This is a genomic window from Streptomyces sp. NPDC046349 (assembly GCF_055587885.1).
Genome location: NZ_JBVJFK010000002.1, coordinates 277,154 through 292,662 on the forward strand (window position 1 = coordinate 277,154; position 15,509 = coordinate 292,662).

Here is a 15,509-nt window from a genome sequence, read left to right on the forward strand (position 1 = left end):
GCGGGCACATCCCCGGCTCGAGGGCTCTGACCTACCCATTCGCCCGCGGGTATGGACGTACGGCAAGATGGGGTGTATCTGCCCACCATCGATCTGCCGGACGGTTTCTCTTGGCTGAGTTCATCTACACCATGCGCAAGACGCGCAAGGCACACGGCGACAAGGTGATCCTTGACGACGTCTTCCTGAACTTCCTGCCCGGCGCGAAGATCGGTGTGGTCGGCCCGAACGGTGCCGGTAAGTCCACCGTTCTGAAGATCATGGCGGGGATCGAGCAGCCGTCCAACGGCGACGCCTTCCTCTCGCCCGGCTACTCCGTCGGCATCCTCATGCAGGAGCCGAAGCTCGACGAGTCCAAGACCGTCCTGGAGAACGTCGAGGACGGCGTCGGCCCGATCAAGCAGAAGCTCAACCGGTTCAACGCGATCGCCGAGGAAATGGCGACGAACTACACCGACGAGCTGATGGAGGAGATGGGCAAGCTCCAGGACGACCTGGACCACGCCAACGCGTGGGACCTCGACGCCCAGCTGGAGCAGGCCATGGACGCCCTGGGCTGCCCGCCCGGCGACTGGCCCGTCACCAACCTCTCCGGTGGCGAGAAGCGCCGCGTGGCCCTCTGCAAGCTGCTGCTCGAGGCCCCCGACCTGCTGCTCCTCGACGAGCCCACCAACCACCTCGACGCCGAGTCGGTGAACTGGCTGGAGCAGCACCTGGCCCAGTACAAGGGTGCCGTCGTGGCCGTCACCCACGACCGCTACTTCCTGGACAACGTCGCCGAGTGGATCCTCGAGCTCGACCGCGGCCGCGCCCACCCCTACGAGGGCAACTACTCCACCTACCTGGAGAAGAAGGCCGAGCGCCTCAAGGTCGAGGGCAAGAAGGACGAGAAGCGCGCCAAGCGCCTCAAGGAAGAGCTGGAGTGGGTCCGCTCCAACGCCAAGGGCCGCCAGGCCAAGTCCAAGGCCCGCCTCGCCCGCTACGAGGAGATGGCGGCCGAGGCCGACAAGATGCGCAAGCTGGACTTCGAGGAGATCCAGATCCCGCCGGGCCCGCGCCTGGGCTCGATCGTGGTCGAGGTCAACAACCTCTCCAAGGCGTTCGGTGACAAGGTCCTCATCGACGACCTGTCCTTCACCCTGCCGCGCAACGGCATCGTCGGCATCATCGGCCCGAACGGCGCCGGCAAGACCACGCTCTTCAAGATGATCCAGGGCCTGGAGAAGCCGGACTCCGGCGAGATCAAGGTCGGCGAGACCGTCAAGATCTCGTACGTGGACCAGGGCCGCGCCAACATCGACCCCAAGAAGACCCTCTGGGCGGTCGTGTCGGACGAGCTGGACTACATCAACGTCGGCCAGGTCGAGATGCCGTCCCGCGCGTACGTCAGCGCCTTCGGCTTCAAGGGCCCGGACCAGCAGAAGCCGGCCGGTGTGCTCTCGGGCGGTGAGCGCAACCGCCTGAACCTCGCGCTGACCCTCAAGCAGGGCGGCAACCTGCTGCTCCTCGACGAGCCCACCAACGACCTCGACGTCGAGACCCTGGGCTCGCTGGAGAACGCGCTGCTGGAGTTCCCCGGTGCGGCCGTGGTCGTCTCCCACGACCGCTGGTTCCTGGACCGAGTGGCCACGCACATCCTGGCCTACGAGGGCGACTCCAAGTGGTTCTGGTTCGAGGGCAACTTCGAGTCCTACGAGAAGAACAAGATCGAGCGGCTCGGCCCGGACGCGACCCGTCCGCACCGCGCCACCTACAAGAAGCTCACCCGAGGCTGAGGGGAGAGCTGAGGTCACGGCCATGGCCAGACACCACTACCGCTGCCCCCTGCGCTGGGCGGACATGGATGCCTTCGGGCACGTCAACAACGTCGTCTTCCTCCGCTACCTGGAGGAGGCGCGGATCGACTTCATGTTCCGCCTCGCGCCGGGCGAGGGCAGCGAGTCCTTCACGGGCGGATCCGTCGTGGCCCGCCACGAGATCGACTACAAGCTGCCCCTCGTGCACCGTCACGAGCCCGTCCTCATCGAGTCCTGGGTGACCCGGATCGGCGCCGCTTCCCTGACCATCCGCTACGAGGTCAAGGACGAGGCGACCGAGGACAGGCCCGAAACGGTCTACGTGCGCGCGGAGACCGTGGTCGTGCCGTACAACCTCGCCGCTGGACGGCCGCGCCGCATCACGGCCGAGGAGAGGCACTTCCTGGAGGAGTACCTCGACGAGCCGCGTTCCGAGGCCATCGCGGCATGAGCGAGCAGCTGCGCTTCGCCGACTCCGGGGAGGCGGCGGACCTCGCCGCCTTCCTGGGCCGGCTGGTGCACTACGACCGGGCCGCCGCCGTCCGCCTCCAGGCGCTCGGCGGCGCGCTCGGCGTGTTCGGGCGGCCGCCCTCCTTCGAGGTCCTGGCCATCCGCACCGTGCGGCTCGCCGTCCCCGTGGCGACGCCGCTGGACGTGACCGTGTCCGCCGGAGAGCTCCTGGAATCCGTCGACGAGGCCACGGCCGAGGCCACCGTGCCCGGGCCGGTCACCGGACCGCCCTGGACCGGGGTGCTCCCGCCCCGCGGCGGCTGGCGGCAGGTGCCGGGGCTGCCCGGACCCGAGGCGATCGCGCAGGCCGTGGCGGCCTCCGTCGCCGAATTCCGAGCCCGCGACGAGGCCCTGCCCGCGCAGCACCGGACCCGGTCCGAGCGTGACCGCATCGGCCGCGAGATCTGGTCCCGCACCCTGGGCGACACCGAGCTCCCGCTGCGCGTCGCCCACGCCGCGCAGTCCCTGGGCTTCCTGCGGCCGGTACGGGCCGCCGTCCCCGCGCCCACGCCCGCGGCCGCCCCCGACCCCGTGGCGCTGCTCGCCTCCGGGAGCTGGCTGCGGCTGCGCACCCCGTACGGCTCCGTCGCCACCCGCCGCCCCGGCGCCACCGGCGGCCTCGGCGCCTTCCAGGTCCGCCCGGTCTGAGACCGGGTCCGGCCCGGTCCGACCCCCGGCCCCCCCGCCCGGGGACCGGCCCCCGGCGTGACTCCCTAACCCGCCGTGTTGATCATCGACGCGGCGGCGTACGTGAGGTACTTCCACAGCTGCGCCTCGTGCTCCGGCGCCAGGTCCAGCTCGTCCAGCGCCACCCGCATGTGCTTCAGCCAGGCGTCGTGGGCCGCCGAGTCCACCTGGAACGGTGCGTGCCGCATCCGCAGGCGCGGGTGGCCGCGGTGCTGGCTGTAGGTGGTCGGACCGCCCCAGTACTGCATCAGGAACAGCGCGAACCGCTCCTCGGCCGGACCGAGATCCTCCTCCGGGTACATCGGGCGCAGCAGCGGGTCCTCCGCGACCCCTTGGTAGAAGCGCCGCACGAGGCGACGGAAGGTGTCCTCGCCGCCCACCTGCTCGTAGAAGGTCTGCTCCTGAAGGCCGCCCCGCGGAATCTCATTCACCCGACCATCGTCTCAGACGTCCGGTACCGCCCGGGGGCGCCTTCGCGCTCGCACGTGGGGGCCGGGCGCAGGACAGTGGAGGCATGGGCGCACACACGGCACGCACCGGGACGCGGGATCTGCGGGAGACCGCGCACGCCGCCCAGGTGCGGGAGCTGACCGCGGCGGGGGTACTGGACGACCCGCGCTGGCGGGCGGCCTTCTCGGCCGTGCCCCGGCACGTCTTCGTCCCCTACTTCTGGACCGAGCGCGGCGCCGGCCAGGAACGGCTCTGGGCCGAGGACCCCGACCCCCAGATCCGTGCCCGCTGGCTGCGCGGCGTGTACGTCGACGCTCCGCTGGCGACCCGGCTGCGCGACGGCCGGCTGGTCTCCTCCAGCAGCCAGCCCTCCCTCATGGCGAAGATGCTGGCCGCCCTCGACGTCCGCGACGGCGACGACGTCCTGGAGATCGGCGCGGGCACCGGCTACAACGCGGCACTGCTCTGCCACCGCCTCGGCGACGAGCACGTCACCACGGTGGACCTGGACGAGGAGATCACCGAGTCCGCGCGAGCCCACCTGGCCCACCTCGGGTACCACCCGACCGTGGCCACCGGCGACGGCGCCCGGGGCTGCCCCGCCCGGGCCCCCTTCGACCGGATCCTGGTGACCTGCACCCTCCCGCTGGTCCCGCACGCCTGGCTCGGCCAGTGCCGGCCGGGGGCGCGCATCCTGGCCCCGCTGTCGACCGGGCTGATCGCGCTCACGGTCCGGGACGCCGATGTCGCGGAGGGCCGCTTCCTGCACACCGCGGCCTACTTCGTCCCCCTGCGCGGGGCCACGGCCGTACCGCCGCCCGACCGGATGGCGATGGTGCGCGGGCTCCCGTACGACCTGGTGGAGAACGAGCGGTTCCAGTTCATGCTGGTGCTGACCGCCGGGGTGCTCACCCCCCGCGAGGCCCTGGACCTGTGGCGCAGCGAAGGCCGCCCGGCCCGCGAACGCTTCGGGGTCTCGGTCGGCCCGGAAGGCCAGTGGTCATGGCTGGACGACCCCCAGGGGCCCTACGTATGGCCCCTGGGAGAGGCGTGATCAGCCGCGGCGGATGGTGATGGTGGTCCAGGCGCCCACGTGGACGCGGTCGCCGTCGGCCAGCGGGACCGGGACGTAGGGCTGGATCGGGTCCTCTCCGCCGTTGATGGTGGTGCCGTTGGTGGAGTTCTGGTCCACCACGGCCCAGCTCATGTCGGGCTGCTGCACCAGCACCGCGTGCTGGTGGGAGACACCCGGGTCCTCCGGGGGAACCGACAGGTCGATGTCGGGGGACTCGCCCGTGGAGGCGCGGCGGCGGCCGATGGTGATCTGGCCGCCGGACAGCGGGAGGTGCTGCTCCGGGGAGTACGCGGGGAGGTTGAGCCCGGTCGCCTCCGGTCCGCTGCGCTGCATCATCGCCATGAAGTACGAGCGGTCGGGGCCGATCGTCGCGGACCAGGAACCGCCCTGGGGCGGGAGGGGCTGGTACGACGGCGTCTGGGGCTGCTGCCGGTACTCCTGCTGGTACTCCTGCTGGTGCTGCGGCGGGGGCTGCTGCTGGTACTGGGGCTGCGGGGTCTGCTGGTAGGCCTGCGGCGGCTCGTGCGAGGGCGGCGACAGCAGCCAGTCGTCCTCGCGCTGCAGCGGCTCGGCCGGGCGGTTGACCCGGGACGGCCGCGAGCCCTGGTACTCGAAGTGGTCCTGCGCGTAGGTCCCCGGCGCGGGCACGGGCGGCGGGGGTGTGCTGCCGGGACGGGGCCCGGCGGGGGCGCCCGCGCCGGGCCCCGGCGGAGCCGGGTCCGCGGCCGACGGCGTGTACGAGGTCGCCGAGCGGGTCAGGAAGTTGTACCGGCACTCCTCGCAGAACGGGGCCATGGCCTCGCGCGGGGTCCGGCACTGCGGGCACAGTTCTGCCTGGGCCGTCGGTTCACCGGCGGTCGGGGGGAAGCCGTAGCCGTAGGAAGGCACCGCGGGGGGCCCCTCCGGGGTACCCATGCGGTGGCCGCAGACCTCGCACCAGTCGTCGGAGGCGGACTGGTGCCCGTTCGGGCAGGTCGGCATGGCGGCTCTTCCCCCTTCTTCTCCCTGCGTCATCGCGGGAGGCTCTCAGGACTTCTTCACTCGGACGGTCTGCGTCGAACGCGTTTCGAGAGTCATCTCGTCGGCGTCGGCAACCTTCGCTTTCAGCCGCACAGTACCTGCCACCGCGTCCACCACATCCACCACCTTCGACAGGAGTCGTGCTGTGTCGGCGTTCCCGGAGACGCTCGCCAGTTGTACGGCCCGTCCGAGTTTGGCCGTAGCACCATCGACATCGCCCATTTTGCGGGCCTCGAGGCCCTGCTGGATAGCCTTCGCCAGCTCCGCCTGCCCGGTGTAGTGGGCGACCTGCGGGTTGATGGCGGTGGACGCGGCCACGTCGTTCGTCCACACCGCGCGCACCAGGCCCTGGGCCAGGACGGCCTCGGGCTCGCCGCCCGCCGCGGGCCGCACCATGGTGGCACGGCAGGCGAGCATCTCCTGGCCGACGGCCGCACCGGGGACGCGTACGCACACGTGGTACTCGCGGGACTCGTCGCCCCACGACCCGGTCGGGTAGTCGCCCGCGCGCGGGCCCGTGTCGGTGCGGCGGTCGGTCAGGTCCTGGACGGTCGGCGCGACCTGCTTGACGTACTGGATCTCCACGCCGACCGGGGTCCACAGGCGCAGTGAGACGTCCGCGACCTCCTTGCCCATGACGTTCTCCATCATGCGCGTGAAGTCCTCGGTGAGGTGCGCCGGGTCGGCCACGATGTCGGCAGAGCCGAGGAGGGCGCTCGCGATGCCGGTGACCTCCTTCACCTCCCAGTCGGTGCCCACACCCCGGGCGTCGCAGGTGAACCGGCCCGCGCAGGCGTCGAGGGTGGCGCGCAGGACGGCCGGCTCCTCGTGCTCGTTGCGTCCGTCGGTGAGCAGGATGCCGTGGCGGATGGCGGCCGTGGAGCCGCGCAGCAGGCCGTCGGCCAGGCGCAGCCAGGTGCCGATGGCGGTGCCCCCGCCGGCGCTGAGGCCGCGCAGCGCCTCCTTGGCCTGCGCCCGGGTGACGGGATCGGCGACGGCGAGGCGGCCCTGGCCGGGATAGACCTCCTTCGCCACGTGCGTGCCGGCGATCACCGCGAAGGCGGTGCCGTCGCGCAGGGTGTCGACGGCCGCCGCGGTGGCCTCACGGGCGCCGCGCATCTTCTCCGCCGGGTACTCCATGGAACCGGAGCAGTCGACCATGATCACCACGGCGGCCGTGCCGTCGGCGGGCTTCCCGCGCGTGACGCTGCCACCGCCGGTGGCGGTGACGGTGACGATGGCGTGGACGTCCCGCCCGCCTTCGGGAAGGAACTCGTTCTGGTACACGTCCACGCTGAAGCGCGGTGCGCTCGGCTTGGCGAAATTCGCCATCGGCTGGACTCCTAGAGGGCTCGGGCAGGCGGGTCAGACCTGCGGGCGCGCTTCCACTTCCGGTTCCGGCGGTGCTGCCGCGCCGGGCTCCGGGGCCGCTCCCCGATCCCGTTCGGGCTGCGTGGCGAACGGCACGACAGCCACGGTGATGTTGTCGTGGCCGCCGCCGTCGAGGGCGTGCCCCACGAGCACCTGTGCGCTGTGCAACGGGCGGACCGCCGCGTCGGCGGGCAGCACCTGGGCCATCTCCCGCGCGGACTCCGCGTAGTTCCACAGTCCGTCCGTGCAGACCACGACCACGCCGGGGTGGTCCGGCTTGAAGATCGCGGTGTGCGGTTCGAGGTCGTACGCGTCGGCGCCCAGCCAGCCGGTGATGGCGTGCGCGCGGACGTCCGCGTAGGCCTCCGCCTCGCCCATCAGGCCGGCGGCGACCATCTGGGCGGCCCACGAGTCGTCCTCGGTGAGGCGGCGGGGCAGCGCGGCTCGGTCGTCGGGCACCCAGTAGGCGCGGCTGTCTCCCACCCAGCCGATGGTCAGCAGACCGCCGCTGACGACGGCGCCGACCAGGGTGCAGGCGGGCGCGTTCTGAGCGCCGGGGACCTCCGGGGCCAGGGCGTCGACCGCCGCGGCGGCGGCCAGGATCGCCTCGTGCATGGCCTCCTGGGGGTGTGCGCCGCGGGGGAGGGCCTCCAGCAGGGCCTCGTTCGCGGCGGCCGCCGCGGCGGCCGACGCCTCGTCGGGGCGGCTCGCGGAGGAGACCCCGTCGCACACGATGGCCACGGTGGCGGCCGAACCGTCGGGCAGGGCGGTGGCCGACACGGCGAACGAGTCCTCGTTGCGGTGGTGGCGCAGCCCCCGGTCGCTGACGGCGGCGACGCTGCCCAGCTCCTCCTCGACGTGGTCGCGCTCCCGGGGCTGCGCGTGCCCGCAGTGCTCGCAGTACCCGTCGGTGTCGACGTGCCCGGCCCGGCAGGCCACGCAGGTCTTGCCGCCCGGCGCGGCACCGGAAGGGGAGGCGCTGTCGTACGGGTTCCCGTACGGGTTGTCCGCGGCCCGGGGCGCCCCCTCGGGCGATGTGCCGGGGTCCCCGCCGGGGCGGTCGTGGCGGGTTTCCGGGCCGTCCGTCGGGTCCTGGGCGCGCCGGCGGGCGGGATCGGCCGCGCCCCGGGAGGAGGTTCCCTCGGGAGCCGTTCCGGTGCCGTACAGATTCTCCCCGCCCGCGCCCGCGTACGAGGCTCCGGCCGGGCTCGGGCGAGGATCCGGTTCCGGTTCCGGCTGATGCTGTGCCGGGGCGGCCCAGTCGGCCGGGTCCCCCACCAGCGTCGGCGCGGCCGCGGCCACGCTCCCCCAGCCGGGGGCGGGTTCGCCCGCGCCGGCGGAGCCCTGCGAGCCGGCCCGGGCCGGGATCCCGTAGCCGCCCGCGGGGGCGGCCTGGGCCCGCGCGGTGACGGCGGCCTGAGGCGCGGGCGCGGCCGGCGCGGGAGGCGCCGGTGGGATGGGGACGGTCGGGTGGTCCGTGGACGCCGCCGCGGGAGAAGGGGTCAGGGCATAGCCGCAGAGACCGCAGAAACGGTCACCCTCTTCGAGGGGTTCCGCGCAGCTGGGGCAGCCCGACAGCCGATGCATCGACATCAATCACACCCACGTCCGGGGACGGAAACGGTTGGCCCGTTCCACCAGTTCGATCCTCTCCTCGCCGCGCCGTGCCAGCCGGGCGAGTACGCGGTACGAGCGCTCCAGTCCGAAGCGCAGGCCCCGCTCGTCCAGTTGACTGCCGAGCAGCGAGGTCCGACCGGGGTCGGCACCCCGGCCACCCGACAGTACCCAGTCCAGGGCCGAGCCCAGAACCTCCGTCGCCAGCAACTCCTGCCGTTCCGGGTCCAGCCCGAACCGCCGCAGGGCCTCCACCTGGTCGGCGGCGGCCGCGAGATCGGCCAGCAGCGGCTCGTCCGGTGAGCGGTCGCGCAGACGTGCGCGTACGGCCGCCACCCGCGCGGCGGTGTAGTGGATGGACGCCTCCGGCACGGACTCCAGGGTGCGCACGGCTCCGTCCCGGTCGCCGGCGGTCAGTTGGACCCGGGCGAGCCCGAAGGCCGCGCTGACGAATCCCGGGTCGGTGATCCAGACCAGGCGGTAGTACTCGGCGGCGTTGTCCAGCTGGCCCAGCACCTCGGCGCACAGCCCGAGGGCCAGCTTCGGCGCCGGCTCGCCCGGGAAGGCGTCGTAGATCGCGTCGAAGGACAGGGCCGCCGTCTCGTCGTCACCGGTGGCCAGCGAGGCGATGCCGCGGGCCCAGACGACCCGCCAGTCGTCCGGGTGACGGGCCTCGAGTTCGGCCAGCGCGGCCCCGGCCGCGGACAGTTCGCCGAGTTCCAGCCGGGCGCGCAGCTCCCGCAGCCGCAGCTCGGCCGAGTCGGCGGGCGCCGAGGCCAGCGCGCCCAGCAGATCGCCGGGCGCGGAGGCCAGCAGACCGGTCAGGAAACCGGCGTTGGGGTCGGCGGCGTCCACCAGCGGCACGGGCAGCGCCAGCGCGCTGTCGCGGGCATCCAGCGTGGTGACAGGGCGCACCGCCCCGGCGGGCGGCGGGGTCACGGCGGCGGGCGCGGGGCCCGCCGAGGTCGCGGGAGCCCGCCGTGCCCGGGGCACGGCCGCCCCGGCCACATGCGTGGCGGTGGTCCCGAGCCCGGCCCTGCCCGAGGCTGCGCCGGGCAGGCTGCCTCCGCCGAAGGAGGGCGGGTCTCCCGCGCCGGGCGCGGCGGTCACCGCCGCAGCGGCCGCGCCGCCGGGCGCTGGGTGCCAGGGGCCCGGCGCGCCGGGGGCCGCCGCGGGCAGGCTCACGCCACCGGGCGGGGTGCCTGGGCCGAAGGCGGGCGGGTACGCGGCGGCAGATACCGCGGAGGAGGCCGCGCCCGGCACGGGCGTGGCGCCCGGCGGGGTGCTGCCGCGGGGCCGGGTGAAGCCCTGCGGGCCCGACGTGCCGGCGGCCGTGGCCGGAACACCGGTTCTGCCCGGCGCCGAAGCCGTCGGCAGGGCGCGGCCCCAGCGGCTCCGCAGACCGCCGCCGCCCCGGCGGGGGGCGACCGCGCGGTCGCCCAGGCGGGAGACGACCGTGTCCGCCGTGTCCGTGCGGGCGAACAGCCGGGTGTCCGGCACCCGCAGCTCCGGACCGAAGAGGGTGGACAGCTGCGGCCGCGGCATGCCCGTCTGCAGCGCGACCACCTCCCGCAGCACACCGGTCAGCTGGTCGGCCATCTCCTGCGCGGAGGCGAACCGCCGCCCCGGGTCCGGGTCGGTCGCCCGGACGAGCAGCCGGTAGAAGGACTCGTACCGCCGGAACACCTCGATGTGCTCCGGGTCCGGCAGCGAATCCACGAACACATTGGTGTAGCCCTGGAAGTCGAAGGTCAGGACGGCCAGCGTGCGCGCCACCGTGTACAGGTCGGAGGCGACCGACGGCCCGAGCTCCGCGACTTCCGGGGCCTGGTAGCCCACGGTGCCGTAGATGGCCGACTCCTCGTCGTCCATCCGCCGCACCGCGCCCATGTCGATGAGCTTGAGCTGGTCCTGCTGCTGGATCGCGTTGTCGACCTTGAAGTCGCAGTACAGCAGGTTCCGGCTGTGCAGGTGGCCCAGCGCCTCCAGCGCTTCGATGCCGTAGGCGCAGGCCTGTTCCACCGGCAGCGGGTCGCGCCGCCCGTCCGGCCGGCGCCGCTCGTTCGCGATCTCCTTCAGCGACTTGCCGCCGACGTACTCCATGACGATGTACCCGTCCAGCGAACCGGTCCGCTGGTCCAGGTGCTCCACGAAGTTGTAGATCCGCACGATGTTGGAGTGCTCGATCTCCGCCAGGAAGCGCCGTTCCGAGATCGCGGCCTCCATCGCGTCCTGGTCGCCGGTGTCGAGGAGGCCCTTGAGGACCACCCACCGGTCCGCGACCGCCCGGTCCACCGCCAGGTACACCCAGCCGAGGCCGCCGTGCGCGAGGCAGCCCGCCACCTCGTACTGGCCGCGCACCACTTCACCGGCGCGGAGCTTGGGCACGAAGGAGTACGGGTGCCCGCACTTGGTGCAGAAGCCCTCCGTCCGGCCCGGCCGGTCCCCGCGGGCCCGGCCCACCGGGGCGCCGCAGTCCGAACGCGAGCAGAACCGCTTGCGCTCGGGCACTTCCGGGTTCTCCAGTACCGCCGTCGAGGGATCCGGGCGCGGTACCTCCGGAACGCTGACCAGGCCGGCGCCCAGCCGGCTGCGCCCCGAGGAGGAGGGGGCCGAGCCCGAACTGCGCACCGAGACCGAGCGGGTGGACGCCCCGCCCGTCAGGGACCGCGACAGCCGACCCGACACCGAGCGGCGGGAGGAGGAGGACCGGGAGGACCGGGAGGACCGGGCCGAGGCCGAGGAACGCGTCGAACCGTGGGACCCCTGGGAGCCCTGTGACCCGTGGGAGCCATGGGACCGTGCGGAGCCCAGGGAACCGCGGGCCGCGCTCGTCATGCCCGTCGGCGGCGACACCAGCTTCTCCGCGCCCGCCGCGACCGAGCCGACCGGGGCCAGGCCGCAGGTGTCGCAGTACAGCTCGCCGCCGCCCATGTCCTCGTACGTCCCCGGGCAGCCGGGGCGGACGCACACTGCTCCGTTCCGGCTCATGCGTCCTCCGTCCCCGGCCCGTCGGGCCGCTCTGCTCCGTGCGGTGGCCCGGGCCGGTGCTGCGGCACCAGCGACTCCGCCGCCGCCTGCTGGTAGCGCAGGACGGCCTGTTCGGCGGCCCGAAGGTCGCACGGCGCGCTCCACAGCATCCGCCGCGCCGTGTCGTACCTCTCGATCAGCAGGGGGTCCTCCGCCAGCCCGTGGCGGGCCACCTTCGCCCTGTAGGCGTCCAGCCGCCCGCGCAGCTCGGCCCGCACGGCCAGTGGAGCCGTCACCGCGGTCAACGATTCACGGGCCCTGCGCAGTTCCTCCTCGGCCCGCTCCTCCAGGGATTCCAGCAGCGGGGAGAGCCGGTGCCAGCGCGCGTGGCGCCGGTGGTCGGCCGCCGCCGCGAGCTGCTCCTGGAGCACCGTCGGCGGGCCGCTGACCACGGGCACCTCGGAGGCGGCGATCTTCGCCAGCACCTCGCCGCGCGCCGTCCGCGCCTCCGCCAGGGTCCGGTCGGCCCGCGAGAGCACGTCGCGCAGGCTGATCAGCCGCTGCTCGGCGTCCTGCCGTACGGTCAGCACCGCCTCGACCTCGCGGCGTACGTCCTCCAGCGCGAGCGCGGCCCGGTCGTAGCGCCCGGTGTCCGGACGGCCGCCGCCGGGAGCGGAACTGCCGGCGGCGGACCGCCAGAAGGCCAGCGGATCCGCGATCACCTGGGCGCGCAGGTCGGTGAGTTCGGCGGTGATGCGCTCCAGGTCGTCGCCCGCGGGGTGTTCACCCGGCCGCACGCCCACCGAGTGGGCCAGCGACCGGGTGCGGTGCAGCTCGGCGGAGAGCAGGTCGATCCGGGCGGGCAGCGCCGACCAGACGGCGTCGGCCGCGACCACCACGTCCAGAGAACGCGCGTAGAGGTCGTTCATCCGGGTCACGAGTTCGGCGAGGGAGAGCCGCTCCGCCAGCGCGGCGCCCCCGGTGGCGGACCCGGCGATCAGGACGCCGGGCCCGCGCAGCCGCTCGGTCAGCTCGACCAGGTCGTCGCGGTTGGGCCAGCGGCGCCGCTCACGGACCTCCCGGGCGGCGGTCAGCGCCCCGCTGTAGGCGTCGAAGTACGTCCACAGCAGGGTGATGTCCGCGTCGGCGGCCGCCCACCGCTCCTTGGTGAGCCCGGCCAGCTCGGCGCCCTCCAGCAGCCGGCGCCCGGCGTGGTCCTGGAGGGCGAGCAGCGAGGTCTCGACGGCCTCGTGCTCGGCGCCCAGCCTGGTCAGGGCGCGGTCGACGCCGTCCCGGTCCATCACTGCAGACCCCACCTCCACCGACTGTGCCTCCGCTTCCGCCGCCGCCTCCGTGTTCGCTTCCGTGTCGCCCTCCGCCTCCGACCTCGTGCCCGGTCCCGTGCCCGAAATCGCCACCGGCCTCAGCCCTCCCGGTACTTGGGCGCGGGCGGCCCGGCCACGCCGGGGAGCACGGGCTGGAGGTGCTTGAGGTACGCCTTCATCCACGGGCTGTCATTGCCGCCCGCGCGGTAGCTCTCCAGCACCTTGTTGACCCGGCGGACCAGGTCGGGGGCGTCCTTGTTCATGGCGACCCCGTAGAACTCGCGGGTGAAGGGCGAGCCCACCAGCCGCACCGAGGGGTCCTGCGCCGCCTGGCCGGCGGCGAGGGCGTTGTCCGTGATGATGCCGTCGACCTCGGCCAGCTGGAGCCGGACGAGGCAGTCGAGCTGGTTGGCCACGGTGACCGGCGCCGCGCCGTAGGACTGGGCCTTGAGCGCGCTCTCGGCCGTGGAACCGGCCGCGACGCAGATCCGCTTGTCCTTCAGCGAGGCGTCGTACCCGGTGATCGGCGAGCCCTTCGGTGCCAGCACCTGCTGCCCGGCCTCGAAGTAGGCCGTCGAGAAGGCGACGTCCTCCAGCCGCTTGCAGTTGATGGTCATGGTCCGCACGACGATGTCGACGCGGCCCTCCTGGAGGGCGGGGATGCGCTGGCTCGTCGGGATCGCCCGGTAGATCACCGCGTTCTCGTCACCGAGGATGTCCTTGGCGATCGCCTTGACCAGGTCGATGTCGAAGCCGTCGAGGCGGCCGCCCTCAGCGGTCTGGTTGCGGTACCCCCAGCGGAAGCTGTTCTGGTCCACGCCCGCGACGAGCTTGCCCGCCGCCTTGATCCGCGCGATGGCCGCACCGTCCACGTCGGACGGGCGCAAGCTCGCCTCGGGGTCCTGGCAGGTGTCCGAGAGGACCCAGGGCGCCGCCGGGGCCGCCGGGGCGGGTCCGTGGGCAGGGACCGCGGGGGTGGCGTCCGGAGTCGCGTGGGCCAGCGGCAGCAACACCACCGCGGCCGTCACGGCGCAGGCGACCGCCATCGCGCTCACGCCGCCCCAGCCGCGCAGCCGGCGCGCGGCCCGCCGGACCCCGGACACCGGGCCCGGGGCACGGCTGCGGACCTCGTGCTCCGCGTACTCCCCATGGCTCTCGGCCGTCCGCCCCGCCCGTATCCGCATCGCTCTCACCTGTACTCCGAAAGCCTGCGCCCGATACCGAGCAGGGCCGCTGTCGCGCCGATGACCACCAGTACCGCCGCGCCCGTCACCAGGCCGGTCAGCGCGCCGAGCCCGTCCTGGGCGGCGCGGGTGAACTCCCGCTGCTCGTGGGCGACGGCCTGTTCCAGGGAGGCGTCCACCGTGTCGAAGGCGGCGCCGCTGCTCTCCTTGTGCTGCGCGTCCCCGACGACCTGGGGCAGTGCGGCTTCGTAGTCGCCCTTCAAGTCCGCCTCCCGGGCCGCCGTGTGCCGCTGCTTCCACTGCTCGACGCCGTCCACGGCCCGGCTCACCGGCGTCCGGCCGTCGTCGTCGTCCGCCAGCCGCAGCGCGGTCGCGAGCCCCGCGTCCAGCTGCTTCATGTTGTTCGTGAAGTCCACGTCGTACTTGTCGGACTTCTTGTCCTCGGCCAGTACGGCGCCCCGCGCGATCAGTGTCAGGTTCTCACTCGCCCGGGCCTGGAGGGAGGCGATCCGCGCGTCGTTGAGCACCTTCATCGACTCCTGCCCGTCCGTGCGGGCTTCACTCAGTGACGAACGCGCCACCGTGTGGCCGACGGACAGCCAGAGCAGCACCACCACGGAGGCGGCGGTGGCGGCCACCAGCCCGTGGTTGAAGACCCGGTTCGTGTGGCGGTAGTTGCGCCGCTGCGCCCACACCAGGGCGGCCACGGCGAGCAGGCCGAGGCCCAGCGAACCCAGCGGCCAGGACCGGGCGTCGTCGTCGTCGGTGTGCAGCCGACGGGTCTCCGCCTCGTACAGCCGCTGGGCGGCGGGCAGCAGCTGTGTGGTCATCTGTTCGTTGGCGTAGCGGAGGTACGCGCCGCCCAGCGGCAGGCCCTGCCGGTTGGTGGCCCGGGCCTGCTCGATCAGGCCGGTGTACCGCGGCAGCTGTTCACTCAGCAGGGTGATCTGCTCGCGGGACTCCTTGCTGCCGCCGGTGTTGGCTGCGGCACTCACCAGCAGGCGTGAGGCGTTGGCGATGTCCTTCTCGTAGCGCTGGCGGACCTCGCGCGGCTCCTGCGCGCCGAGGAGGAATCCGCTGGAGGAGGTGGTGTCGGCGTCGGCGAGGGAGCGGTAGATGCTGGCCGCGTCCGCGCTCAGCGGCTGGCTGCGCCCCACCACGTCGTCGGCGGCGGTGGCCCGGGCGGAGATCTCCCACACGCTCACGGTGCCGAACAGCACGATCAGGGCGGCCAGTGCCGCTCCGATGATCCGCAGCCGGCCCGGCTCGGTGGTGGCCGCCTCACGCAGCCGCTGCACTCCCTCGGACCAGGCGGTGCTCCGCCCCGGCGGCCCGTCGGGCGGCGACGCCGGCGCGACGGCGGGCGGCGCGGAGACACCGCCCCCGGGCGCGGGCGCGCGTGAAGTGATCGCCACCGTGACCTCCCCCTCGGTCCTGTCGTCCCCCAGCCGGCGCCGGGGGGGTCCCCCTGCGCAGCAGCAGTATGGCCGTAGTGCCGGTGGACCAC

At 73.6% G+C, this 15,509-nt stretch carries 12 protein-coding genes; 4 read left to right on the forward strand and 8 right to left on the reverse strand.

Annotation, left to right across the window (positions count from 1 at the left end; translation table 11 throughout):
* Positions 1-110: 110 nt before the first annotated feature.
* The 3 genes from ettA to ACZ6JS_RS04930 are packed head-to-tail and all read left to right on the forward strand — an operon-like array spanning position 111 to position 2,954.
* Positions 111-1,775, forward strand: a complete 1,665-nt coding sequence (gene ettA, locus ACZ6JS_RS04920; protein WP_469295811.1) for an energy-dependent translational throttle protein EttA — start codon at positions 111-113, stop codon at positions 1,773-1,775.
* A gap of 22 nt (positions 1,776-1,797) precedes the next feature.
* Complete coding sequence (locus tag ACZ6JS_RS04925; protein WP_030655344.1) at positions 1,798-2,247, forward strand: acyl-CoA thioesterase; 450 nt, start codon at positions 1,798-1,800, stop codon at positions 2,245-2,247.
* Positions 2,244-2,954: a DUF8010 domain-containing protein gene (locus ACZ6JS_RS04930; protein ID WP_469295812.1), complete on the forward strand. Its 711-nt coding sequence runs from the start codon at positions 2,244-2,246 to the stop codon at positions 2,952-2,954. Before ACZ6JS_RS04925 ends, ACZ6JS_RS04930 begins: the two co-directional genes overlap by 4 nt.
* A 65-nt stretch (positions 2,955-3,019) precedes the next feature.
* On the opposite strand, the gene ACZ6JS_RS04935 is transcribed toward ACZ6JS_RS04930, so the two are convergent.
* Positions 3,020-3,424, reverse strand: a complete 405-nt coding sequence (locus ACZ6JS_RS04935) for a globin (RefSeq protein WP_392155063.1) — start codon at positions 3,422-3,424, stop codon at positions 3,020-3,022.
* Between the two features lie 83 nt (positions 3,425-3,507).
* Here ACZ6JS_RS04935 and ACZ6JS_RS04940 point away from each other — a divergent pair, with 83 nt between their 5' ends.
* Positions 3,508-4,497, forward strand: coding sequence for a methyltransferase domain-containing protein (locus ACZ6JS_RS04940; RefSeq protein WP_469295814.1), 990 nt, complete (start codon positions 3,508-3,510; stop codon positions 4,495-4,497).
* Here ACZ6JS_RS04940 and ACZ6JS_RS04945 read toward each other — a convergent pair whose 3' ends face one another.
* The 7 genes from ACZ6JS_RS04945 to ACZ6JS_RS04975 form a co-directional block, all read right to left on the reverse strand.
* Positions 4,498-5,499 carry an FHA domain-containing protein gene (locus ACZ6JS_RS04945; RefSeq protein ID WP_469295815.1) on the reverse strand — a complete coding sequence of 334 codons (1,002 nt, stop codon included), beginning with the start codon at positions 5,497-5,499 and terminating at the stop codon, positions 4,498-4,500.
* A gap of 45 nt (positions 5,500-5,544) precedes the next feature.
* Entirely contained in the window at positions 5,545-6,870 is a 1,326-nt protein-coding gene (locus ACZ6JS_RS04950) for a VWA domain-containing protein (protein ID WP_469295816.1), read from the reverse strand.
* 33 nt (positions 6,871-6,903) lie between these two features.
* A complete protein-coding gene (locus tag ACZ6JS_RS04955) occupies positions 6,904-8,502 on the reverse strand; it encodes a protein phosphatase 2C domain-containing protein (RefSeq protein ID WP_469295817.1) in 1,599 nt (532 codons plus the stop codon).
* A 3-nt stretch (positions 8,503-8,505) separates the two neighbouring features.
* Positions 8,506-11,514, reverse strand: coding sequence for a tetratricopeptide repeat protein (locus ACZ6JS_RS04960; RefSeq protein ID WP_469295818.1), 3,009 nt, complete (start codon positions 11,512-11,514; stop codon positions 8,506-8,508).
* Positions 11,511-12,794 (reverse strand): coiled-coil domain-containing protein, encoded by a 1,284-nt coding sequence (locus tag ACZ6JS_RS04965; RefSeq protein ID WP_469296404.1) that lies wholly within the window; start codon positions 12,792-12,794, stop codon positions 11,511-11,513. Before ACZ6JS_RS04965 ends, ACZ6JS_RS04960 begins: the two co-directional genes overlap by 4 nt.
* A gap of 122 nt (positions 12,795-12,916) precedes the next feature.
* Positions 12,917-13,864, reverse strand: a complete 948-nt coding sequence (locus ACZ6JS_RS04970) for a glutamate ABC transporter substrate-binding protein (protein WP_469296406.1) — start codon at positions 13,862-13,864, stop codon at positions 12,917-12,919.
* Between the two features lie 143 nt (positions 13,865-14,007).
* Positions 14,008-15,417: a hypothetical protein gene (locus tag ACZ6JS_RS04975; RefSeq protein WP_469295819.1), complete on the reverse strand. Its 1,410-nt coding sequence runs from the start codon at positions 15,415-15,417 to the stop codon at positions 14,008-14,010.
* Positions 15,418-15,509 lie beyond the last annotated feature (92 nt).